The sequence below is a fragment of the Cupriavidus metallidurans CH34 genome, from assembly GCF_000196015.1.
Taxonomy (GTDB): domain Bacteria; phylum Pseudomonadota; class Gammaproteobacteria; order Burkholderiales; family Burkholderiaceae; genus Cupriavidus; species Cupriavidus metallidurans.
This window is the reverse complement of record NC_007973.1, coordinates 2900625-2923093: the sequence shown is the minus strand read 5'-3', so window position 1 is coordinate 2923093 and position 22469 is coordinate 2900625. Positions and strand designations below refer to the sequence as shown.

The following is a 22469-nucleotide window of genomic DNA, read 5'->3' as shown; positions in this document are numbered from 1 at the left end:
ACCGAGCGCATCGAGCGCACTGAGCGGAGAGGGGGGAGAACATGAGATACGTAATGACGATCGTCGCGCTGTGTCTGGGTGTCTTCCTGAGTCCTCGCACGATGGCGCAGGAACCCGTGCTCGAGGAGAGCGTCACGACGGTAAGCCTGCCGCGCGGCACAGAACTGAGTCTGGTGGTCAGCAAGAAGCCCGGTTCCAGTCCTTCGACGGCGGCGCTGCTGTTTCCGGGCTATCCCGGCGTATTGCGGGTCGAAGTCCAGAACGGGGCGCCGGTCTATCAGCTTCGCGGCAACTTCTTGGTGCGCGCGCGCCGGCATCTGGTGAGCGATCAGGTGATGACGGTGATGGTCGACTGCCCGAAGGACCGCTGGAGCAACTGCGATGACGACTACCGGACGTCGGACCAGTATGCAGTCGACGTTGGCGCGGCGATCGACAAGCTCAAGGCGGACCTTGGCATTGGCAAGGTCTACCTGATCGGCACGAGCTATGGCACCGTGTCGAGCGCCTTCCTGGCGCGCAAGCTCGACGGCCGCATCGACGGCGCGGTGCACACGTCCACTATTACTGACCCACGCGCAGGCCGCAATCGCAATGCGCACGGCCTGCCGATGTGGAACTTCGACTGGACGGCGACGCATGTCGATCAGCTGTTTGTCCACCATCAAGATGACCCGTGTCCGCTGACGCAGTACCGGAGTATCGTGGCCCGGCGTGGAAACATTCCATTGATCACGGTGCTGGGGTCGAAGGGCGCGCGTGGAGAGCCTTGCGAGGCGTTCTCCCAGCATGGCTTCGTGGGACGCGAACAGGTGGTCATGCGGGCGATTGGCGACTGGATTGCCACGCGCAAGGCTGCGGAGACGGTGGGCGAGAAGGGCGACGAGTAAAAGACCCGCGCTCAATGACCCGCGCTCATAGATCCCCGCTCAAGTCATGCCGGAATTCTGCCGAAAACATGGATGCGGCTGAATGGCGCAAGTGTTCGCGCCTGCCGTGCCGCACTTGTCAAACTTGAATCAGGCAGAACCCAATGATCAATTCCATCGTCAGTTCGCTGAACGCCTCAGACCCAGGTAGTGATCCCGTAGGCCTCACGATGCTACGCAAGACGCTCGACCTGCAGTCGCAGGGCGTGGCCCAACTGCTGCAATCCATGCCCGGTGTTGGATCGGCCGGCAGCAATCCGCCGCATCTGGGTCAGAACATCGACATCAAGGTCTGAGCCTTACGCAGCGCAGCAAGAGCGAACGGCCACTGGCAATCGAATTGCCAGTGGCCGTTCTGTATTGCGCCGGTGGACGTCGGGTGCGCGCCGGGAGGAGGCGCCGGCAGCTACCGGCGCCATCGATTGTCAGACCAGCGGTTGTCCCGCGTCGGCGGATGCCGACAGCATTCGTTCCACGTACCGCGCGATCAGGTCGATCTCGAGGTTCACGCGCTTGCCCGGTGCCAGCTCGTTGAGCGTGGTGACTTCCACGGTATGCGGAATCAGGTTGATCGAGAACACGCAGCCGTCGGCTTCATCGCTGACGTTGTTGACGGTCAGCGACACGCCGTTGACCACCACCGATCCCTTGTAGGCCAGATAGCGGCCCAGCTCGCGCGGCGCGCGGATACGGAGCTCATGCGATTCGCCCACCGGTGCAAAGCGAACGACCTCGCCAAGTCCGTCCACATGACCCGACACCAGGTGCCCGCCCAGGCGGTCGGCCAGACGCAGCGCCTTTTCCAGATTGACGCGGCCTGGCTGGTCGAGGCCGACGGTCTTGTCGAGCGATTCGCGTGAGACGTCGACGTCGAATTGGCCCGCGCCCAGCGTTACCACGGTCATGCACGCGCCCTGGATGGCGATACTGTCGCCGATGCCGACGTCGGACAGGTCGAGATCGCCGGCCGCCACGCGCAGGCGCACGCCTGCGTTGACGTCACCGAGCGGGGAGACGGATTCGATGCGGCCAACCGCCGCCACGATGCCAGTAAACATGCTTGCCTCTTCGATGTGTGTGTTCGTTCAGTGTTGGGTGTCGGCGCGGCGCGCGATCAGGCGCAAATCGTCGCCAATCTGGCGCACTTCGTGCCAGCGGAATTCGGTCGCGTCCTCAAGCTTCGACAGCGGCGGCAGGTTGAACATGCCCTGCGCGTCGCCAAGCAGCTTCGGCGCCAGGTAGACCAGCAGTTCGTCCGCGCAGCCTTCGCGGATCAGTGAGCCGTTGAGCTTGAAACCCGCTTCCACGTGGAGTTCGTTGATGCCTCGCCGCGCGAGTTCTTCCAGCATGCGGCGCAGTTCCACCTTGCCATGCGGATTGGGCAGTACCACGACTTCGACGCCACGTGCCTCGAGCGCGCGCTGGCGGGCCTTGTCTTCGATGGCACAGAAGACCAGCACGGGTTTGGCGAAGTCGCCGGTATCGCGGTTGAGGATCTGCGCGTCGAGCGGCACTTCAAGCCGTGAGTCGACAAGCACGCGCTGCGGCTGCCGCGGCGTCGGGATGGCACGCACGGTCAGTGCCGGATTGTCATCGCGGACGGTGCCGATACCGGTCAGGATGGCGCAGGCCCGGGCGCGCCAGGCGTGCCCGTCGTCGCGTGCGGGCTGGCCGGTGATCCACTGGCTCGTACCATCGTGCAGCGCAGTGCCGCCGTCGAGGGATGCAGCTACCTTGACGCGCACCCAGGGAAGTCCGCGCGTCATGCGCGAGATAAAGCCGATATTGAGATCCCGCGCTTCCTTTTCCAGCAGCCCGCAGCGGACGTCGATGCCCGCGTCGCGCAAGCGCTGCAGGCCACGGCCGGATACGGTGGGATTCGGATCTTCCATGGCAGCCACCACGCGCGCGATACCAGCGCGTACCAGCGCGTCGGCACATGGTGGCGTGCGGCCGAAGTGGCTGCACGGTTCCAGCGTGACGTAGGCGGTGGCGCCAGCGGGATCATGGCCGCGCGAGATCGCATCCTTCATGGCCTGGATCTCGGCATGATCCTGGCCGGCCGGTTGCGTGTAACCTTCCCCGATGACCACCCCGTCCTTCATCAGCACGCAGCCGACACGAGGGTTCGGCGTGGTGGTGAACATGCCACGCGCGGCGAGCGCGAGGGCCTGTTCCATGGCGGTGTAGTCAGCGGCGGAAAACATGGCGTGGGATTCTGGCCAAAGGGTTTGTCGGGAATCCGGTCCGGTCAGTCGCAATCGACATCGATGCCGGGCCGGCAGATCCGGATGCGCCCCTGGGCACCGAGCCGGACCTGTCGCTGCGCGCGGTGGCAGCGCAACTGGAACGTGGCGGCCAGAAAGCCGCCTTGCTCAGACCGTGAGTATCCCACAGGTGTCAAGCGCAGGCTTTGTGCGCCGGCAGGGCCCGCCGTGCTGCGGAGCGTGATCCGCAGGCACGGGTCGCTGGCTCTGACGACCGCGAGCGAAGGCTCCATGTCACTGTCCAACTGCCAGCCGCCATCCAGCGTGTGGGCGCCTGCCAGGGGGCCGATACGCACTTCAACGCGGCGACTGGCCGCGATTGTGCGTGCCAGCGCCAGTGACGCGGCCAGCCGGTCCGCGGCATGGGCCACCGTCTGCTCCGCAGTCAGGTTGCGAAGCACCGGCCACGCGGCGATGGCCAGGATCGCGCTGATGGCCAACGAGATCAGCAGTTCGGGCAAGGTGGCGCCGCGTTTGGCGTTTCGGGACGCGTGGCCTGTGGTTCGCATGTCAGCACTCCCAAGGCAACGGAATGGCGGCGGCGTCCGCCGTGGGCATGGAGAGCCACTCGCCATTGCTGCGCAGGACCAGCGTGCCACACGCTTTGTCCACATGCACTGGCGTGGCGCGTATCTCCACACAACGCGACAGATCGAGTCCGGCACAGCTTGTGGCAGTCAGCCAGTGGCGCGTGCGGGCTGGTGGGGGCGGTACGGGACGCGGCCACTGGCCGGCTGGTGTCGCCGCGCCCGGTGTGCTGGCGAACGAGGTGGTGAGCAGGGCGTGCCGCTCGAGTGCGAGCATCGCGGAAACCAGCTCGGCCCGTGCCTGTACGCGCCACGCGCGTTCCAGATGATGCCGCCATGCGGGCATCGCCAGCATCGACAGGATTGCGGCGATCAGCAGGGTCACCAGTAGTTCGGCAAGACTGAAGCCGGTTTGGCGGCCACTGATGCTTCTAGGGTGAGCGAGTTGAGCGAGGTTCATGGCTCGGTCCGGATCAGTTCGCGCCAGCCAAGGCGTCCGCGCCGGCGCCGATAGTGCGTGTTCTGCGCGAGATGCGCGGTGTTGCCGTCGACCTGCCAGATGCCGAGTTCGAATGTGTCGAAGGTCGAGCTGCCGGGCACGACCGGCCCGCCGTTCGAGGTTGGCGATGCCACGGCGATTGGTGTGCCGAACCGGTCATCGAACGGCACACCGGTTACGGCGCGCACGAGCGTGCCGTCCGGGGCCGTTTGCATGACCGACTCTCCGCTGGCCGCTTCGATCAGGTAGCTGCGAGTGCGCCCGTCGGGTGTTAGCGTGGTGAAGCTCAGATGCGCAGGGCCAACGTCGTCCAGCGTCGTGATCGATTCCCCAGGATGGGGGAGTGCAAGAGTCCAGCCATTCGCGCCGGTGTCCAATTGGGGCTGGCCCGTTCGGAAGATCACGCCATCGCCTGACACGCTGGCGTCGATCCGCGAGGGGGTGCCGCGCGGACCGCGCCCATCGGGAATTGCGGAAAGCTCGCCACCGCCCGCGTAGATGACGAGCGGTCCGCTGGACGGATGCATGACGATTGGTGCCTCGGCGGTGGCACTTCCGCGCTGACGATGCAGGCATCGTGCTGACTCCGCCTGCTGCGTCGCGCCAAGGTGATCGAGTCCGAATCGCCAAAGTCTGCCCGTGTCGTCGACGACGTAGGCGGCACGAGCGTGGCCACTTGCGTTGGCAAGTACGCTGGCTGCGAGCAGCCGGGTCCCGGTGGTGTCGGCACCGCATCCGGTCGAGGGCAGATATAGCCTTGGCACTGTGCCGGATGGGAGTCCATTCACGATGGGCCGGTCAAGCGGCAGCAAGGCAATCCCGGCAGGTGAGCTGGCTTCCGGCGCCGCGGTGACAATGGTCAGCGCGGCCCAGCGACGTGCGCCGTGTTCGATCCACATGAGTGCGCGTATCGGGCCCTGGCCTGTCAATGGCAACGTCTCGGAAGCAGGAATCTCCCAGAGCAGCCGGATCGGCGCTTCGCTTTCCGGTGACGAGACATCCAGGGCGAACACGGCGGCCGGCTGCCTGTCCGTCGACGGGATGCCGCACAACAACAGCGTCCGCCAGACTCCGGATGGATCCGCGTCGATGCTGTCCGGGCGCGGGCAAGGCGCCACGGGCATGGCGCCACCCGGTACGGTGAGGGCGGCGGAACCAGCTAGCGCGGCGCGCGGGAGGAATCCTGCAAGCTCCTTGCCGGTCACGGCATCGAAGCCATGCACGATGCCGTCGCGCGTACCGATCCAGACGGTGACCGGGCGGCTTGCGTGACGCAGGCGAAATTGGGCGTGTCCCGGTTGCATCGGCAGCCAGGCTGGGGCTGCCACAACGCGCACGCGGGCGCCGGCGCCGCTGGCCAATCGCGTGTCGCGCGGGCGAAGTGTGGCGTCCGTCCTGTCGCCTCGCAACCATGCAAGTCGCCTCGTGCCATTGCCACTGGGCTCGGGGGTGCGAAGTACTGCCTGGGCGTCGGCGTCAATGGTGTGCCAATGGAGTGGCACAAGGTGATCGCCACCGAGGTATAGCCTGCGCGAAGCGGTATCGCGCCAGTCGAGCTCGGCGCCCGCCTCCCATTTCGTGAGCACGGTGGAAGTGTGGATGCGCGCGGTGCGGAAGACGACTGCATGGAGCCGGCCGGTCCATGGAAAACTGCCTGCCGAGATGCGATAGCTGAGCGGAAGCTGACCGGTCGTGGAGCCATGGCTGGGGGCGGTCATGCTCAGCCAAAGTACCAGGATGACGATGCCGCCGAAGCATGTGCGATGGTGCATCACGGCTGGAACTCCGTCTGGAGCAGTGCTCGGACGCCGGTGTCGCGCCCAAAGCCCAACGCCGTGATGCGAAAGCGCGGCCAGGCGTCGGCTGTCAGGCCAGTTCGATCCTCAAGGGGTTCGATCACGTAACGAGGTGCCGTAGTCGCTCCGATGACATCGGCGGGCAGGATTGGCATGGTGATACCCGTGAACGTACCGGCATCGATGCCGAGATCTGCCGGCAAATTGCCCTCGAGCCAAGGCATCCATGCCGTCATGTCGCCATCGGCCATGCACAGTCCGCGTTGTGCTCCCGTCCCACACGTTCCGGGCGTTGGCCATGACGCCAGTCGCTCGCCGCCGACCTCCGCGATGGCGGCGATGAGATCCGCTTCCGCGTCGAGTAGCGCCACCTCGGCCGCGCGGAATGCAATCTCGCGGTCCAGCCACTGGCTCGTCATGCTTCGCCCGGCAAACAGCAGGTGCGCGGCGGCGGCGCCGATGCTAGCCATCATCAGCAGCAGGGTGGAGAGGAACGCCAGCAGCGCCGCACCGGAATGTGCGCGGAGGTTCAGCATAGGGCTTCCCGGCATCGAGACGGATTGCGTAGACGAACAGTCGTGGTGAGGGTTCGTTGTCTCGGCGCGCGACTGACAGTCGGGCGCTGTCCCTGGACGACGAGCGTGACCTGTACCGCTCGCACGTGATGCCAGGCGAGTTGTCGCTGTCGCGCCACGTCTTGAGCGTCAAGCAGAGCGGAGACGCGCTCACTCTCGCCTTGGCCATCGCCCTCATCGACCATGCCGAAACGCAATTGCATCGACTCGACGCCGCGCACAAGGGTGCCGGATGTGTAGGCGTGTGCCTGCGCGCGGTTGTCGCTGCGGCGCGGGTAACGGCACAGCAACTGGGGAACGCCGTCGCTACCCTTGCCGATATAGAAGACGTTGGTCGCGGCATGGTGTGCCGGCGGTGCGATGCCGTCGCCAACTGTTCTTGCGGGCAGCGCGTAGCCACTGCAGTCAGTCATCGTGCCGTCGGCCAGGCTTGGATCGGTTGCGCGACCGCTGCCGGAAAATCGCACGAGCAGTGCATCGCTGCCGCGGACGCCGCGTCGCCCACATTCCATCCCGTCGTCGATCGACGGCGCACCACAATCGTCACGGCCTTCAAGCGGCGCCTGTGGGGCGGGGTGTGCGGGCTCCAGTGCAACATGCGCGGGAATCCAGCCCGCATGCCGGATCGCATGGGCGATGATGGCCAATGCGCGCTGGCCGCGCTCTTCGATCTCGATCCCGTCTGCCACACTGGCATAGGCGTCGCGCATGACCTGCCACATGGTCAGCGCAGCGAGCATTGCAATCGCGCCAAGCGCGACACCGATCATCATGCCCACCAAGGTGAAGCCGTGATGCTGCGATCTTGCCCTCATGGCGCGACCCACAATGCCAGCCGGGTAGGCATGGTGGCGACTCCGGCTGCATCCGTCGGAGAACGGCTCTCGATGGTTGCGATCGCGAGGCGTTTGTCTGGCGCGCAACGCTCTTTCTGCTCGGCCAATCTGCAAAGTGGGATCGGGAGCGCGTCGCTGCCGGGTGGCTGCAATGCCATTGCACTTGCTTCGGCCAGTTCAGCGGCCCGCATCAGAGCGGTGGTCAGGCGTTCCTGTTCACCGGTCCAGCGCAGCGAGACCGTGCCGAGCATCCCCAGCGGTATCGCGCCCAGGCCGACGAAGGCCAGGCTCAGCAATGCTTCGAACAGGACGTGACCTCGGCACGAAGTCAATGAAGGGGAACAGGGGTGAAGGCGGGCAACCATGGCATATCGGTTCGATTGGAACGGAAGGCCACGATAACGGCGGGGATGGTGTCAGGACGTGTCTGGCTGTGGAGGATTGGTGTCAGTGTGTTTCCGAGTCGAGCCCGGAAACATCTGAGGGAGTGCCAGAGTCGCCAAGGGCGTGGCATCACGCAAGTTGGGCTTTAGAGGTCCGGGTTTGCGCACGCGCCATGAGGCGGACTTGCACGCGCGCTCGCTTGCCTGTCTCTAGCCAAGAGCGGCAAGTGGTGATCAGCCAGCTTTTTTGCGGTCCTTATTACCCCTTTCGTGGGGTAGATGACGAGAATTCGTCGAGCATTTCCCGGAATTCGGAAACGTCCTCGAAGCTGCGATACACGGAGGCAAAGCGGATATAGGCGATCTTGTCGAGCTTGCGAAGCTCACGCATGACCAGTTCGCCGACCTGGCTGCTCGGGATCTCCTTCTCGCCCAGAGCCAGCAGTTTTTCTTCGATGCGAGTGATCGCTTCGTCGATGGCCTCGGCGGAAACTGGCCGCTTGCGCAGTGCCAGCCGCATCGAATCCTTGAGCTTGGCACGCGCGTAGTCCACGCGCGAGCCATTTTTCTTGACGATGGCGGGAAAGAACAGCTCGATCCGCTCGTAGGTGGTGAAGCGGCGGTCGCAGGCTTCACAGCGGCGTCGGCGGCGCACGGTATCGCCATCTTCCGAGACGCGGCTGTCAAGAACCTGAGTGCTGGAATGACCGCAGAAGGGGCATTTCATGCCTGACCACCTGAAAGTAAGAGCCTGACCGCATTTTGCATCTTCGATTTCTGTTGCGGTCGTGCTGGTTGTTGAAACGGCGCTGCCACCTCAGAGGTGGCAGCGCCGTTCGTGTGCGCTAACTATAACGCGATCGACTGGCGAATCAGCCGTAGACCGGGAAGCGACGGGTCAGTGCGGCAACCTGTTCGCGCACGGCGGCGATGTTGGCCTCATCGTGCGGGTTGTCCAGCACGTCGGCGATCAGGTTGGCCACCTGGCGGGCTTCTTCTTCCTTGAAGCCGCGCGTGGTCATGGCCGGCGAGCCCAGGCGGATGCCCGAGGTGACGAACGGCTTTTCCGGATCGTTCGGGATCGCGTTCTTGTTCACCGTGATATGGGCGTCGCCGAGGATCTTCTCGGCTTCCTTGCCGGTGATCTTCTTGGCGCGCAGGTCCACCAGCATCACGTGGCTTTCCGTACGGCCCGATACGATGCGCAGACCGCGGGCGATCAGCGTTTCGGCCAGTGCGGCGGCGTTCTTGACCACCTGTTCCTGATACGCCTTGAAGTCCGGCTGCAGCGCTTCCTTGAAGGCCACGGCCTTGCCGGCAATCACGTGCATCAGCGGACCACCCTGGATGCCCGGGAAGATGGCCGAGTTGATGGCCTTCTCATGCTCGGCCTTCATCAGGATCACGCCACCGCGCGGGCCACGCAGGCTCTTGTGGGTGGTGGTGGTCACGAAGTCGGCGTGCGGCACCGGGTTCGGGTACACACCGGCGGCGATCAGGCCGGCATAGTGGGCCATGTCCACCATGAAGTAGGCACCAACAGCCTTGGCAACCTTGGCGATGCGTTCGAAGTCGATGCGCAGCGCGAAAGCCGATGCGCCGGCGATGATCAGCTTCGGCTTCTTCTCGTGGGCCAGCTTTTCAAGCGCGTCGTAGTCGATGTCTTCCTGCGCGTTCAGGCCGTAGCTGACCACGTTGAACCACTTGCCGCTCATGTTCAGCGCCATGCCGTGGGTCAGGTGACCGCCTTCGGCCAGGCTCATGCCCATGATCGTGTCGCCCGGCTTGAGCATGGCGAAGAACACGCCCTGGTTGGCCTGCGAGCCCGAGTTCGGCTGCACGTTGGCGGCTTCGGCGCCAAACAGTTGCTTCACGCGGTCGATGGCGAGCTGCTCCACCACGTCCACGTACTCGCAACCGCCGTAGTAGCGCTTGCCGGGATAGCCTTCGGCGTACTTGTTGGTGAGCTGCGAACCCTGGGCGGCCATCACGGCCGGCGAGGTGTAGTTCTCGGAAGCGATCAGTTCGATGTGGTCTTCCTGACGCTGGTTTTCCTTCTGGATCGCGGCAAAGACTTCGGGGTCGATCTGCTCGATCGTGAAGCGGCTACGTTCAAACATGGCGTGACTCGTCTGTTTAAAAGGGAGAGCGGATGGCACGGCCGGTACGAAAACCGGATGCCTGTCGACGCTACTCTGTATTGCGGGATTTTCGCGTATTAGGGCGCGCGGGGAAGGCACTGGCGTCCAGCACCGGGGGCGCGAAAACGCGACCAGCCGGTGCAGGGCGCACCCTGCTTCCCATTCGCTGCCCAGGCGAGCGGCAGGCGCATCGAATATCACGCCCAATGAACTTGCGCTTCCTCGTGGTAGTACCCACTGACTTCGCCAGTCGCGCAAGGTGGAATGGTTGCCGCAGAGTTTACGCGAGCAAGCGGCTTGCTGCAAGACGATGGCCGGCCCGGATGTGCGCCCGGCCCTGATCCGGCAAGGCCTGGCGAGGATTGGCTCGCAACTTGCTGTTGCAAAGTCACACACGGGTTTACCAGTGCACTCCGTTACAATGCCCGCCATGCCAAATTTCGTATGGCCGCTGCGCGTGTATTGGGAAGATACCGACGCAGGCGGCGTGGTGTTCTACGCCAACTACCTCAAATTCTTCGAACGGGCCAGGACCGAATGGCTGCGCTCGCTCGGCGTCGAACAGCAGAGCCTCGCGGATTCGTCCGGCGTGGTCTTCATCGTCCGCAGCACCACTGTGGAATACAATGCGCCCGCCCGGCTGGACGACCAGCTCGAGATCCGTACGCATATCGAACGCGTCGGACCGGCGTCGGTCCAATTTGCCCAGGAAGCCTGGCGTGGCGAGCTGATGCTGGCCGCCGGCCAAATTCGAGTCGGATGTGTCGATAAAAGCACGTTCCGGCCGACCCCGATTCCTGCCCCTGTTCTCGCCACTATCAAAAACGCTCGATGAATCCAGTGACCGTCACGCAAGACCTGTCGATCATTTCGCTGGTACTTCACGCCAGTCTGCTGGCACAGGCCGTCATGGCCCTGCTGCTGGTGATGTCCCTGTTCTCGTGGACCTACATTTTCCGCAAGCACCTGGCACTGCGCGCCGCGCGCACGCAGACCGAGGGCTTCGAGCGCGATTTCTGGGCAGGCGGCGACCTGCAGGCGCTCTATAACAGTGCGGTCAACAATCGTCACAACACCGGCGCCCTGGAACGGATCTTCGAATCGGGCATGGGCGAGTTCCTGAAGGCACGCGAACGCGGCAATGAGGCCGGCGCGCTGCTCGACGCCGCCCGTCGCGCGATGCGCGCCGCGTACCAGCGTGAAATGGACGTGCTCGAATCCCACCTGCCGTTCCTGGCGTCGGTCGGTTCGGTCAGCCCTTATATCGGCTTGTTCGGCACGGTCTGGGGGATCATGAACGCATTCCGCGGCCTGTCGAATGTGCAGCAAGCGACTCTCGCGTCAGTGGCGCCCGGTATCGCCGAGGCACTCGTGGCCACCGCGATCGGCCTGTTTGCAGCTATCCCGGCCGTGATCGCCTACAACCGGTATGCCACGGAAATCGACCGTCTGGCCATCCGGTTCGAAAGCTTCATGGAAGAATTCCTGAACATCCTTCAGCGCCAGACGCGTTAAACCGAGAGCGGGGGAGCACCAGTCATGGCAGCCATTCAGCGCCGCGGCGGATCACGCCGTCGGGCCAGTGCGGAAATCAACGTCGTGCCGTATATCGACGTGATGCTCGTGCTGCTCGTTATCTTCATGGTGGCAGCACCAATCGTGAACCCGGCCGTGGTGGACCTGCCGTCAGTGGCCAATGCCACACCGCAGCAACAGACGCCGCCGATCATCGTCACCGTGCACGAGGACGGCGAGCTGACCGCGCGTGGCAAGGACAACGCCGGCAACGCGTTCGAGCGCAAGCTCGACAAGCGCGGCCTGATCGATTTCGTGCGCCAGCGTCAGAATGAAAATCCGGACCAGCCGGTGGTGATCGCCGCCGACCGCTCCGTCAAGTACGAAGCCGTGCTCGACGTGATGTCCGTGTTGAAGGCCGATGGCGTCAAGCGCGTCGGCCTGATGGTGAAGTCCAAGTAAGCGCCCCAACGTCGCAACTCAAAGTGGCCAGCCTTTCGTCCCGTCATCCGCATCAACGGCCCGCGCGCGCGGTGGAAGCCGCCGCCTATCCGTACCAGCCAGTCAAGGAACGCGGCACGCTTCGCTCGTTCCTGTTGGCGCTGGTGATGCATCTGCTGCTCGGCATCGTGCTGTACTACGGCGTGCACTGGCAGAGCAGCACGCCGGTGGGTGCCGAGGCGGAGCTTTGGGAAGAGGTGCCGGACGTCGCGCCTGCACCACCACCTCCGCCGCGCCCGGTGGAACTGCCGCGTCCCACGCCGCCTGAGCCTGCCGTGCGCAGCAAGGTCGAGGAAGCGGCCGATATCGCCCTGGAACGCCAGAAGCGCAAGCAGGCCGAAGAGGCCGCCGAGCGCGAAGCGGCGAAGCAGGAGGCCGCGCGCAAGGAGCAGGAGCGCAAGGACCAGGCGAAGAAGGAACAGGAAAAGAAAGACCAGGAAAAGAAGGAAGCCCAGCGCAAGGAAGACCTGCGTCAGCAGCAGATCGAGGCGCAGCGCAAGGAAGACGCGAAGAAGAAGGCCGACCAGGAACGCAAGGAAGCCGCGGACGCCAAGGCGAAGGCGGAGGCTGATCAGAAGGCGAAGGCCAAGGCTGACGCGGATGCCAAGGCGAAGGCCGATGCCGAGCAGAAAGCCAAGGCGAAGGCCGACGCCGATGCCAAGGCCAAGCGTGACGCCGCGGCCAATGCCCAGCGCAAGAGCGAACTGGCCCGCCTGCAGGCAATGGCCGGTGGCGGCGTTTCGTCCGGCGGTGGCGTCGGCAGCGCCGCGGGTTCGGGCGCCGGATCGGGAGGCAAGGCTTCGCCGGGCTACGCCGACCGCGTGCGTCGCCGTGTGAAGCCGAACATCATTTTTGGTGGCGATGTCGAGGGCAATCCCGCAGCCGTGGTGTCGGTCTCACTGGCGCCGGATGGTTCGCTGCTGTCGGCGCGACTGACCAGGTCGAGCGGTAATTCGGACTGGGACAACGCCGTGCTGCGTGCAGTGCAGCGCTCCGATCCGCTGCCGCGCGATGAGGACGGCAAGGCACCCGCAAACTTCACGATTACGTTCAAACCGAAGGATTGAGCGGGCGAACCGTGTCGATAACGCCATGTTTTGCAACATAATGCAACCTTCATCGTGGGCGTTAGGTCCCACCGCTACCATGAATGGTTGCCTGACGCGGCCGGCAGCGTGCAATACGTACGCTTGTGGGGCCATGCCAAGCCGCATGTCGCCCGTCTCGCCGTGTTTGCTGTGCCGCCGCAACGATGAAACCTGAAATCGACTGAGGAGCAGCATGCGAAAGCTTTGGGCCCCCAACTGGCTATCCCGACGCCAGAACGCCAATCCCACCCGCGACCAGAGTCGCCATGCCTTGATGGCGTGGCTGGCTGCGGCATTGATGTCGGCGGGCGCGGCGCACGCGCAACTGAACGTGGAGATCACCGGAGTCGGCTCGAACCAGTTCCCGGTAGCGACCGCCAACTTCCAGGGCGAGGCCCAGGCCCCGCAGAACCTGACCGCCATCATCCGCAGCGACCTGACGAACAGCGGACGCTTCCGCAACGTCGACCCCGCAGGTGCGACCGTGGCCGAATCGGCCCAGGTGGACCTGGGCAGCTGGAAGGCGAAGGGCGCCGACGCGTTCGTGGCCGGCAGCGTGACGCCGACCAGCAATGGCCAGTACGAGGTGCGTTTCCGCCTGTACGACACCGCCAAGGGGCAGAGCCTTGGCGGTCTGGCATTCACCGTCACGCAGGGCCAGCTCCGCGTGACCGCGCACAAGATCGCCGACTACATCTACGAGAAGCTGCTCGGCGAGCGCGGCGTGTTTGCGACGCGCCTGTCGTATGTGTCGAAGGTGGGCAATCGCTACCAGCTTCTGATCTCCGATTCGGATGGCCAGAACGCCCAGATCGCGCTGACCAGCACCGAACCGATCATCTCCCCCGCGTGGTCGCCCGATGGTCGCCGCGTGGCCTACGTCTCGTTCGAAGCCAAGAAGCCGGTGGTCTACGTGCATGACCTGGCAACGGGCAAGCGTGTTGTGGTGTCGAATCAGAAGGGCAACAACAGCGCGCCGTCCTGGTCGCCCGATGGCCAGCACCTGGCCGTGTCGCTCTCCCGCGACGGCAACACGCAGATCTACCAGGTCAACGCCGATGGCTCAGGCCTGCGTCGCCTGACCCGCAGCAGCGCCATCGATACGGAGCCGCAGTTCTCCCCGGATGGCCGTAGCATTTATTTCACCAGCGATCGCGGCGGCGCGCCGCAGATCTACCGTATGCCGGCGTCTGGCGAGGAATCCGGCGCAGCGCAGCGCGTGACCTTCAAGGGCAGCTACAACGTCAGCCCGCGTATATCGCCGGACGGCAAGTACCTGGCCTACATTTCGCGCAGCGGTGGCTTCAGGCTGCAACTACAGGACCTGTCGAACGGTGATGTGACGTCGCTCACCGATACGACCAACGATGAATCCCCGAGCTTCGCGGCCAACGGCAAGTACATTCTCTATGCCACCCGCGTGGGCGGCCGCTCCGTACTGGCGGCAGTCTCCACGGACGGACGCACCAAGCAGGTTCTGTCTCTCCAGTCCGGCGCTGTTCGAGAGCCGTCCTGGGGGCCTTTCATGCAGTAAAAAAGAGGAGTCTCTCGCCATGTCCCAAATGATGACCAAATCGCTCGCCATTGCCGCTCTGCTGGCTCTGGGCGCCTGCAGCTCGGGTGTGAAGCTCGACGACGCATCGAAGTCCGGCGCCGGCACCGGCGCGACCACCGACGCACGCAATGTGGCGCCGGTCGATGTTTCGCGTGACCCGCTGAACGACCCGAACGGCCCGCTGGCCAAGCGCAGCGTGTACTTCGATTTCGACAGCTACTCCGTGAAGCAGGACTACCAAGGCATGCTGCAAGCCCACTCGCAGTACCTGGGCAGCAACAAGAGCCGCAAGATCCTGATCCAGGGCAACACCGACGAGCGTGGCACCAGCGAGTACAACCTGGCACTGGGCCAGAAGCGTGCCGAAGCCGTGCGCCGTTCGCTGGCTGCGATGGGTGTGCCTGACTCGCAGATGGAAGCTGTGAGCCTGGGCAAGGAAAAGCCGAAGGCAACCGGTCACGATGATGCCTCGTGGGCCGAGAACCGTCGCGCCGATATCGTTTACTGATCCACGGATAATTCTTCATGAATGCTCGCGTTTCCACGCTGCTATGGCTTGCCGCTGTATCCGGCGGTGGCCTGCTGGCAGCCATTCCCGCGCACGCCGGCGTCTTTGACGACGACGAGGCGCGCCGTGCGGTGATCCAGATCCGGGACCAGTTCAACGGTTTCCAGGCCACGGCATCCCAGCGCATCGACCAGAACAGCCGGACCCTGCTCGACGCGCAGAACCAGCTCGAAGGTCTGCGCCAAGAGGTCGCCCGACTGCGCGGTCAGAATGAAGTGCTGCAAAACACGGTGGATACGCTGCAGAAGCAGCAGAAGGATTACTACGCTGACCTGGATGCGCGCCTGAAGAAATTCGAGCCGCAGCAGGTGACCGTGGAAGGGCGCGAGGGCATCGCCCAGCCGACCGAGAAGCCGGAGTACGACGCTGCGCTGAAGCAGTTCCAGTCGGGCGACTTCAAGGGCGCGGGCAATGCCTTCTCGGCGTTTGCGAAGAAGTATCCGCAAAGCCCGTACTTGCCGCTGGCGCAGTTCTGGCTCGGCAATTCGCTCTACGCGCAGCGCGACTACAAGGGGTCGACCTACGTGCTGGATACCATGGTGAAGAACTTCCCGACGCACCCGAAGGCGCCGGACGCCATGATCGCCATCGCCAACAACCAGTTCGAGTCTGGCCAGAAGGCCGCGGCCAAGAAGACACTGGAAGCCGTGGTGGCGAAATATCCGGGGACTGAAGGCGCCCAGGCCGCGAGCAACCGGCTGAAGACGCTGAAGTAACCGATACCGGTATGTAGTCCAGGAAAGGGTCCGCGCGAGCGGGCCTTTTTCTTTGGGCTGCCGCATATCAATCGCCGTGGGATTCAGGCCATCAGCCGCGCCTGATCCTGTTGATCCGGCCGCCGCGCTAAAATACGCGCTTCGCCCAATCCGGGCGTATTACAGCGCGCTTGTTCCGCGCGCAACCATCATGACCAAACGCGCCATCGTTCTGCTTTCCGGCGGCCTTGATTCCGCCACCGTCCTCGCCATGGCCAACGCGGCCGGCTTCGAAACCTATGCGCTGTCCATGCGCTATGGCCAGCGCCATTCGTCCGAGCTTGAAGCTGCCAAACGCGTGGCGGCCGAACTTGGCGCGAAGCGCCACGAAATCATCGACCTCGACCTGCGCCGTTTCGGTGGCTCAGCCCTGACCGATGACGCGCTCGACGTGCCCACCGACGGCGCCGCAGGCGGAATTCCGATCACTTACGTGCCGGCGCGCAATACGATCATGCTGTCGCTGGCGCTTGGCTGGGCCGAGGCAATCGGCGGACGCGACCTGTTTTTCGGCGCGAATGCCGTCGACTACTCCGGCTATCCGGACTGCCGGCCCGAATATGTCGCTGCCTATGAGACGCTGGCCAACCTGGCCACGAAGGCTGGCGTGGAAGGCGATCGCTTTCACGTGCATGCTCCGATCATCGACATGACCAAGGCCGAGATCATTCTCGCTGGCGTGAAGCTCGGCGTCGACTACGGCCTGACCGTCTCGTGCTACAAGGCCGATGACGATGGCCGCGCGTGCGGCGTGTGCGATTCGTGCCGGATTCGCCGGGCCGGCTTCGAGGCCGCCGGCGTGCCCGACCCGACCCGTTACCAGACCCCCAACTGATTAAAGAAGAGAGGGGTGCCGCCAGAGTGCCCCCTCCAGACAGAAATCCACGAGCCACCCCCGGTCCGACATGCCCGATATCGATATCCCAGCGCTTATGCGCACCGTGCTGCTGAGCACCTTCGTCCTGACCTTCCTGTTTGGCGCGATCCTGCAGCGCACGCATTTCTGCACGATGGGCGCCGTCTCGGACATCGTCAACATCGGTGACTGGAGCCGCATGCGTATGTGGATCATGGCCATTGGCGTGGCGATGATTGGCACTGGCGTGCTGGCTTGGGCTGGCCTGATCGACCCGACCAAGACGATCTACACCTCGGCCAGGCTCGGCTGGCTGTCTACGGCAGTGGGCGGCTTGATGTTCGGCTTCGGCATGGTGCTGGCGTCGGGCTGCGGCAGCAAGACGCTTGTGCGGATTGGCGCCGGCAACCTGAAGTCGCTGGTGGTGTTCGTCTTCCTGGGGCTCTCGGCCTATATGACGTTGCGCGGCCTGTTCGGCGTGGTGCGCGTGAGTACCGTCGATACCGTGGCTGTCACACTGCCGGCGACGCAGGATCTGCCGTCGCTCATCGCGCACGGCACCGGCCTGGCGCGCGGCACGCTGCAACTGGCACTGGGTGTGGTGATCGGCGCCGTGCTGGTTATCTGGGCGCTGCTCGGCAATGGCTTTCGCACGTTCGACAACCTGCTGGGCGGGCTGGCGGTTGGGTTGATCATCGTCGGCATGTGGTACGTATCGGGCCATATCGGCTATGTGTCCGAGGACCCGAACACGCTCGAGGAGCTGTTCGTGGCCAGCAACAGCGGTCGCATGGAAAGCTTGAGCTTCGTGGCGCCGTATGCGTACACCCTCGACTGGCTGATGATGTTCAGCGACAAGAGCAAGGTGCTGACGATCGGCATTGTCAGCGTGTTTGGCGTAATCGCTGGCGCGGCAGCCTATGCGTTGGTCTCGCGCACGTTCCGTTGGGAGGGATTCGGCAATGCCGAGGATGTGGCCAACCATATGGTCGGGGGTATCCTGATGGGCGCTGGCGGCGTCACGGCGCTGGGCTGCACCGTGGGGCAGGGGCTGTCGGGCGTGTCGACGTTGGCAGTCGGCTCGTTCATCGCCTTCGCCGCGATCATCGTCGGGGCAGTGCTGGCGTTCAAGTACCAGATCTGGCGGCTCGAACGCATGGCCTGAAGCGACGGGCGAGTCGTCAGGCTTGACAGTCGGTAGGAGCATCCCTATAATCGCCGATTCAGTTTTTGCGGGTCGTTAGCTCAGTCGGTAGAGCAGCGGACTTTTAATCCGTTGGTCGCGTGTTCGAGTCACGCACGACCCACCAGTATCAAGCGAAAGGCCTGTGGTGAATGCCACGGGCCTTTTTGCTTTTCCGGTCCATTGCAGGTCGCCTCCTGTTCCCGTGGAGCGATGCAATCGCAGCCGCCAACGCTGTTGCAGTGGGGCTCGACGAGCGGCACGTGACTAGCTATAATTTCTCCCGCTTGCCCGCGCCTGTTCAAGTGCAGAATGCGGCGCCCCACCCTCCGTCGCTTAGGTTCTCGTCTTGATGACCACCAAACCAGAGTCCTCAGTTTTCTCGAACGTCTCGGCCCCCGAGCTGCTCCGTTATCACTCTGATGCGAGGCACATCCCAGTCCCTGATGCCTCTGTCGATCTGATTGTGACTTCTCCCCCATACTGGAAGAAGCGGGACTACGGTTTCGATGGGCAAATTGGCCAGGAGTCCACGCCTGCAGCCTACGTCGCGAACATGATCGAATGCATGAGAGAGTGGCGACGTGTACTTAAGCCGTCGGGCTCCATATTTCTCAATGTTGGGGATTCCTATATGGCGCGCACTCTTGCAGGGGTGCCGGGGCGCTTGGAGGCTGCTGCTATTGACGACGGGTGGTTGGTTCGAAATCGAATTATCTGGGCAAAGGAAAGCGGTATGCCCGAACCTGCAAAGAATCGCCTTGCCAATCGGCATGAGTACATCATTCACTTCGTCAGTTCTGCCAAGTATTTTTACGATTTGGCCGGCTATGCAGAAGCGAATGGCAATGGTGCCAATCCGGGTGACGTGTGGAATATTCCCCTTCGGCGCAACATGGGCGATCACCTAGCGCCGTTCCCGAATGAGATTGTCCGAAGGGCGATCCTGTTGGCTTGCCCCATAGCAACGTGCCCAAAGTGCGGTCACATTCCCGAGCGCGTGGTCCAACGTACGGCAGTGCTGGATGAGAGCAGGCCGCAAGCTCGGCGCGCGATGGAAATTGCACGCGAAGCCGGATTGACCGATGCCCATATCGCAGCCGTGCAGGCCACCGGTATCTCAGATGCGGGCAAGGCCCTACGTGTTCAAACCGGTACCGGTCGGAACTCGCGAGAAGTACAGCGATTGGCTGCAGAAGCTAAAGAGGTCTTGGGTGGCTACTTCCGCGAATTCACGTTCGCAAAGAAGCAAACTGTTGGCTGGACGACATGCTCATGCAAAGGGAAGCTCAAACCTGGGGTTGTTCTCGATCCATTTATGGGCACGGGTACGACGCTGTCAACGGCGCTGGAAATGGGGAGATCGGCCATCGGTGTTGATCTGGCTCCGAAAACGGACGATCATGTATGGGGTGCCGATGCAGAATCCCTAGAAAATGTCGACCGTGCCGTCAAACCAGTTAGTGTTAAGCGTAGAAGCCGTTCAGATAGCTCTCGCCTCGCTTTGCAAGAATAGGATACACCCGTCTTTCGCTGGGTATCTCTGTCTAAAAGAGAGTGCTAGAGCGAGCGGCGAGCATGTAAGCCTCAAACCTAGCTTCAAAGGTTTTTTTGAGGGCTATTTAGCGGTTTCTGACGGAACGGCCAAAAAGCCCTATCTATTGCCATTTAGCGACTCCGAGACACGCGAAGAACCAACATGGTTCAATAGCAACGTCGCTGGCTCCTATGCGCCCAGTTCTATTCGGGCGCAATCTCCCCTTAGGAAAGTCTGTACGTTCTCGAACGGGGGGAGAGTAGCCGAATTCCAACTTGTTCCGCAGCATTGGGAGCATGCAAAAACTGGGATGCTATTCGGAGAAAAAATTTCGGCTGTAGCTTTGGCAGTTTTTCTATACCGCGATTTCCGTTTTGCAGGTGAAAACGCGACGGCCCAAGATTTAGTCAAAATCTTCCGCGATGAGTTTGGTTATCGGGAGCAGAAGAACGAAGAGGTTGAGCAATTTAATGCCCTTTTCATCGAATCGCACGAAATTTTGAGCAATATGGAAGATATTTTCTCCCCGTTGGCAGGCTGATATGCTGGAAAAACTTGAAAAAGTTCGCTCTTTAAGCGCAGCTGAGATGGGATTCGCATCTCCAGCGAATTCTGAGGCTGAAGCCGATGCGCTAAATAGTAGTGTGACGGGGCCAGAGTTGGATGAGAGCGACGAGAAATATCTCCTTACAGAGGCTTTGCTGGCTGATGGCTTTGCTGGCGTCGTTTTTAGTGGGCCTCCTGGTACCGGGAAAAGTCGCTATGCACGTGAAATTGCGAGGCTGTTTGTAGAAGACGACGAGGCTCGAGTATTCTATGTGCAATTTCACCCCGGTTATCAGTACGAAGACTTTATGGAGTCGTTTGTACCGACAAGCAGTGGAGGATTTGCGCCTAAAGACAAGGTGTTTCTTCAGGCTTGCCGTAGAGCCAGCGAGGTCGATGGCCCGGTCGTACTCGTTATTGATGAGTTGAGTCGAACGGATGTGGTACGCGTATTCGGAGAGGCACTTACGTACCTCGAAAAATCCAAGCGGGGGTTGAGCTTCCAGCTTGCATCTGGACGTACTACATCAATTCCTAATAATCTCATTATGCTAGCGACCATGAATCCGTGGGATCGTGGCGTGGAGGAAATGGATCTGGCATTGGAGAGGCGATTTGCCCGAATCTCGATTGAGCCAGATCCGCAAGCGCTTGAGATCATTCTTTCTCGCTCAGCCTTAACCGAAGAGCGTCGATTGCGAGTGATGCGTTTTTTTCAGACGCTGTATCGGCACGTCAATCCACTCTGTCGAATCGGTCATGCATATTTTCTCACTGCACAAAACGATGACTCGTTGAAGCGACTTTGGGACAATCAGCTTTCGTTTCATTTCGAGAGGATTTTGAAACGTAGTCCAGAGGAGTTGGAGCGAATTCGAAACGGGTGGCAGGCTATCATGGCTGAATAGTCATGAGCAGCGTTACTACTTTAATCGTTAAGGAATACGAGACCATCGATATTCCGGCTGCGCTGATCATTGATGGAATTGCTCTCCGCATCTATCCGGCCGTATTGGAGAGGGATTACATCAGTGTGCGATGGAAGAAAGGTGTTCCGATCTTCCAGGCAGGTGGATATATCGGTGTTATCCCCATTAACGATCAGTTGACCTTGGATGTTCGACCAAAGGTTCCGCTGGTCAATTTGGAAAGAATTCTATATTCATCGAATCATAAGCCCTATGTGCTGGAGTCATTTCAGCGGGCCTATGGTCACCACACGAGGGCTTCCGAGCCTATTGAAACTTTTCTGGTGGATCGGTTTCTCGATTGGGTTGAGGAGATTCATCGATTCGGCTTGTTAAAGCAGTATCGTGTAATACATGAAGATGGCTTCACCCCGCGTGGACGATTGAATTTCGCGGCTACGATTCGTTTGCGAAGCAGGAATCAGCAGTCACTAGCATACCAGTGGGACGACCGGACGGCCGATAACGGTCCTAACCGTTTTATCAAGGCTGTGTTATTGCAGCTAGCGGACCGTGATGAATTCTTGCATGATAGAAGAAGAAAGGCAAGGCTGTCAGTTTGTGTTGATTATTTTTCCTCTGTGTCTGATGTCGATGTTCACTCTGTGTTGATCGATCCCTTGGTGGATGATGTTGAGCAATTGCCGTCTACTCGGGAATATTATAAGACCGCAATTGTGTTGGCAAAGATGCTAATAGAAAAGAGTGGGTTGGCTTTTCTTTCCGACCAACACTCTGTTTTGCTTCCAACTTTGCTTCTCGACTTGGACGAGGCTTTCGAGAAATATGTGCTAACGCTGCTGCAACAAGTCAACATAAGGCGAGACGACGTTCGCGTATTTGATGGAAATATCGATGGTGCCTTGGGTGGTAAGAAGCAATTGCTGAAAGACAGTGGCCTCGAAAATCAAGTAAAAAGTACGGTTCAGGCTACCCCAGATGTTCTTGTGGAGAAGTATTCAATACCCTCCATCCCGAGAAATCTAGTCATCGATATGAAATACAAGGAAGTGAAGAATATCGTTGAGCGGGGAGACCTTAATCAGGTCATCGCATATGCAGCATCATATCAATCAGCAGCTGCAGTATTTATCCTGCCTTCCAGAGGGCCACAACAGCGAGGGCTGCAGTGCCTTGGTACCGTCGCTGAGATTCCAATTTTCAATATTTTATTAATCTCGGCACTCCCGATATTGAGACAGAAGAGGAAGCCCTAGTAAGTTCCATCTGCGAAATGATCGATGGGTATAACTAGGGTAGAAGGTGAAGCTAAGAATCAAGATTACTTTATGGCGGGTCGTTTGGCAGATAGCAGTGGTTATACATGGACCCTGCCGACGCGCCTAAGCGAGATGCTTTGTGAGGCGGAGGGCCTTTTCGGTAGAAGAGATCTATCGTGGACGATCCTTGGTGTCGAATTCGGGCCAGGTCCGCAGCCGCAAAT

General features: G+C 61.6%; 25 protein-coding genes, 1 tRNA gene and 1 riboswitch. Of the genes, 16 read left to right on the top strand and 10 right to left on the bottom strand.

Annotation, left to right across the window (positions count from 1 at the left end):
• Positions 1-41 precede the first annotated feature (41 nt).
• Both RMET_RS13510 and RMET_RS13505 read left to right on the top strand, forming a co-directional pair.
• Positions 42-890 (top strand): alpha/beta fold hydrolase, encoded by an 849-nt coding sequence (locus RMET_RS13510; protein ID WP_011517264.1) that lies wholly within the window; start codon positions 42-44, stop codon positions 888-890.
• Positions 891-1033: 143 nt separating this feature from the next.
• A complete protein-coding gene (locus RMET_RS13505; RefSeq protein ID WP_011517263.1) occupies positions 1034-1225 on the top strand; it encodes a YjfB family protein in 192 nt (63 codons plus the stop codon).
• Positions 1226-1354: 129 nt separating this feature from the next.
• On the opposite strand, the gene RMET_RS13500 is transcribed toward RMET_RS13505, so the two are convergent.
• From RMET_RS13500 to glyA, 10 genes are all read right to left on the bottom strand, one after another.
• Positions 1355-1987, bottom strand: a complete 633-nt coding sequence (locus tag RMET_RS13500; RefSeq protein ID WP_011517262.1) for a riboflavin synthase — start codon at positions 1985-1987, stop codon at positions 1355-1357.
• Between the two features lie 27 nt (positions 1988-2014).
• Positions 2015-3136 carry a bifunctional diaminohydroxyphosphoribosylaminopyrimidine deaminase/5-amino-6-(5-phosphoribosylamino)uracil reductase RibD gene (ribD, locus tag RMET_RS13495; RefSeq protein WP_011517261.1) on the bottom strand — a complete coding sequence of 374 codons (1122 nt, stop codon included), beginning with the start codon at positions 3134-3136 and terminating at the stop codon, positions 2015-2017.
• 44 nt (positions 3137-3180) lie between these two features.
• The gene (locus tag RMET_RS13490; RefSeq protein WP_011517260.1) at positions 3181-3705 is read right to left on the bottom strand and encodes a GspH/FimT family protein; all 525 of its coding nucleotides are present in this window, start codon (positions 3703-3705) and stop codon (positions 3181-3183) included.
• A 1-nt stretch (position 3706) separates the two neighbouring features.
• On the bottom strand, positions 3707-4183 hold the full coding sequence (locus RMET_RS13485; protein WP_011517259.1) for a type IV pilin protein: 477 nt from the start codon (positions 4181-4183) through the stop codon (positions 3707-3709).
• Complete coding sequence (locus RMET_RS13480) at positions 4180-5994, bottom strand: pilus assembly protein (protein WP_011517258.1); 1815 nt, start codon at positions 5992-5994, stop codon at positions 4180-4182. Before RMET_RS13480 ends, RMET_RS13485 begins: the two co-directional genes overlap by 4 nt.
• On the bottom strand, positions 5994-6554 hold the full coding sequence (locus RMET_RS13475; RefSeq protein WP_011517257.1) for a pilus assembly protein: 561 nt from the start codon (positions 6552-6554) through the stop codon (positions 5994-5996). Before RMET_RS13475 ends, RMET_RS13480 begins: the two co-directional genes overlap by 1 nt.
• Entirely contained in the window at positions 6548-7408 is an 861-nt protein-coding gene (locus tag RMET_RS13470) for a PilW family protein (protein WP_011517256.1), read from the bottom strand. Before RMET_RS13470 ends, RMET_RS13475 begins: the two co-directional genes overlap by 7 nt.
• Complete coding sequence (locus tag RMET_RS13465; RefSeq protein ID WP_011517255.1) at positions 7405-7794, bottom strand: hypothetical protein; 390 nt, start codon at positions 7792-7794, stop codon at positions 7405-7407. Before RMET_RS13465 ends, RMET_RS13470 begins: the two co-directional genes overlap by 4 nt.
• 277 nt (positions 7795-8071) lie before the next feature.
• Positions 8072-8539: a transcriptional regulator NrdR gene (gene nrdR / locus RMET_RS13460; RefSeq protein WP_011517254.1), complete on the bottom strand. Its 468-nt coding sequence runs from the start codon at positions 8537-8539 to the stop codon at positions 8072-8074.
• Positions 8540-8684: 145 nt separating this feature from the next.
• Entirely contained in the window at positions 8685-9932 is a 1248-nt protein-coding gene (glyA, locus tag RMET_RS13455; protein ID WP_029307301.1) for a serine hydroxymethyltransferase, read from the bottom strand.
• Between the two features lie 182 nt (positions 9933-10114).
• Positions 10115-10217: riboswitch (ZMP/ZTP riboswitch) on the bottom strand.
• A gap of 166 nt (positions 10218-10383) precedes the next feature.
• Here glyA and ybgC point away from each other — a divergent pair.
• From ybgC to RMET_RS13390, 14 genes are all read left to right on the top strand, one after another.
• Positions 10384-10788, top strand: coding sequence for a tol-pal system-associated acyl-CoA thioesterase (ybgC, locus tag RMET_RS13450; RefSeq protein WP_008642267.1), 405 nt, complete (start codon positions 10384-10386; stop codon positions 10786-10788).
• The gene (tolQ, locus tag RMET_RS13445; protein ID WP_011517252.1) at positions 10785-11468 is read left to right on the top strand and encodes a protein TolQ; all 684 of its coding nucleotides are present in this window, start codon (positions 10785-10787) and stop codon (positions 11466-11468) included. The genes ybgC and tolQ overlap by 4 nt, the downstream gene beginning before the upstream one ends.
• Positions 11469-11492: 24 nt before the next feature.
• The gene (gene tolR, locus RMET_RS13440) at positions 11493-11930 is read left to right on the top strand and encodes a protein TolR (RefSeq protein WP_011517251.1); all 438 of its coding nucleotides are present in this window, start codon (positions 11493-11495) and stop codon (positions 11928-11930) included.
• A gap of 23 nt (positions 11931-11953) precedes the next feature.
• Positions 11954-13036, top strand: a complete 1083-nt coding sequence (gene tolA / locus RMET_RS13435; RefSeq protein ID WP_011517250.1) for a cell envelope integrity protein TolA — start codon at positions 11954-11956, stop codon at positions 13034-13036.
• A 214-nt stretch (positions 13037-13250) separates the two neighbouring features.
• Entirely contained in the window at positions 13251-14591 is a 1341-nt protein-coding gene (tolB, locus tag RMET_RS13430; protein WP_011517249.1) for a Tol-Pal system beta propeller repeat protein TolB, read from the top strand.
• Between the two features lie 19 nt (positions 14592-14610).
• On the top strand, positions 14611-15120 hold the full coding sequence (gene pal / locus RMET_RS13425) for a peptidoglycan-associated lipoprotein Pal (RefSeq protein WP_011517248.1): 510 nt from the start codon (positions 14611-14613) through the stop codon (positions 15118-15120).
• Positions 15121-15137: 17 nt separating this feature from the next.
• On the top strand, positions 15138-15896 hold the full coding sequence (gene ybgF, locus RMET_RS13420; RefSeq protein WP_008642274.1) for a tol-pal system protein YbgF: 759 nt from the start codon (positions 15138-15140) through the stop codon (positions 15894-15896).
• A 190-nt stretch (positions 15897-16086) separates the two neighbouring features.
• Entirely contained in the window at positions 16087-16770 is a 684-nt protein-coding gene (queC, locus tag RMET_RS13415) for a 7-cyano-7-deazaguanine synthase QueC (RefSeq protein ID WP_011517247.1), read from the top strand.
• A 70-nt stretch (positions 16771-16840) separates the two neighbouring features.
• On the top strand, positions 16841-17956 hold the full coding sequence (locus RMET_RS13410) for a YeeE/YedE family protein (protein WP_011517246.1): 1116 nt from the start codon (positions 16841-16843) through the stop codon (positions 17954-17956).
• Positions 17957-18025: 69 nt separating this feature from the next.
• Positions 18026-18101: transfer RNA gene (locus RMET_RS13405), tRNA-Lys, on the top strand.
• Between the two features lie 225 nt (positions 18102-18326).
• Complete coding sequence (locus tag RMET_RS32295) at positions 18327-19490, top strand: DNA-methyltransferase (RefSeq protein WP_080710327.1); 1164 nt, start codon at positions 18327-18329, stop codon at positions 19488-19490.
• Positions 19411-20052, top strand: a complete 642-nt coding sequence (locus RMET_RS33590; protein WP_152560164.1) for a hypothetical protein — start codon at positions 19411-19413, stop codon at positions 20050-20052. The genes RMET_RS32295 and RMET_RS33590 overlap by 80 nt, the downstream gene beginning before the upstream one ends.
• Position 20053: 1 nt before the next feature.
• Positions 20054-20965: an McrB family protein gene (locus RMET_RS13395; RefSeq protein ID WP_011517242.1), complete on the top strand. Its 912-nt coding sequence runs from the start codon at positions 20054-20056 to the stop codon at positions 20963-20965.
• A 2-nt stretch (positions 20966-20967) separates the two neighbouring features.
• Positions 20968-22242 (top strand): 5-methylcytosine restriction system specificity protein McrC, encoded by a 1275-nt coding sequence (locus RMET_RS13390; RefSeq protein ID WP_011517241.1) that lies wholly within the window; start codon positions 20968-20970, stop codon positions 22240-22242.
• Positions 22243-22469 lie beyond the last annotated feature (227 nt).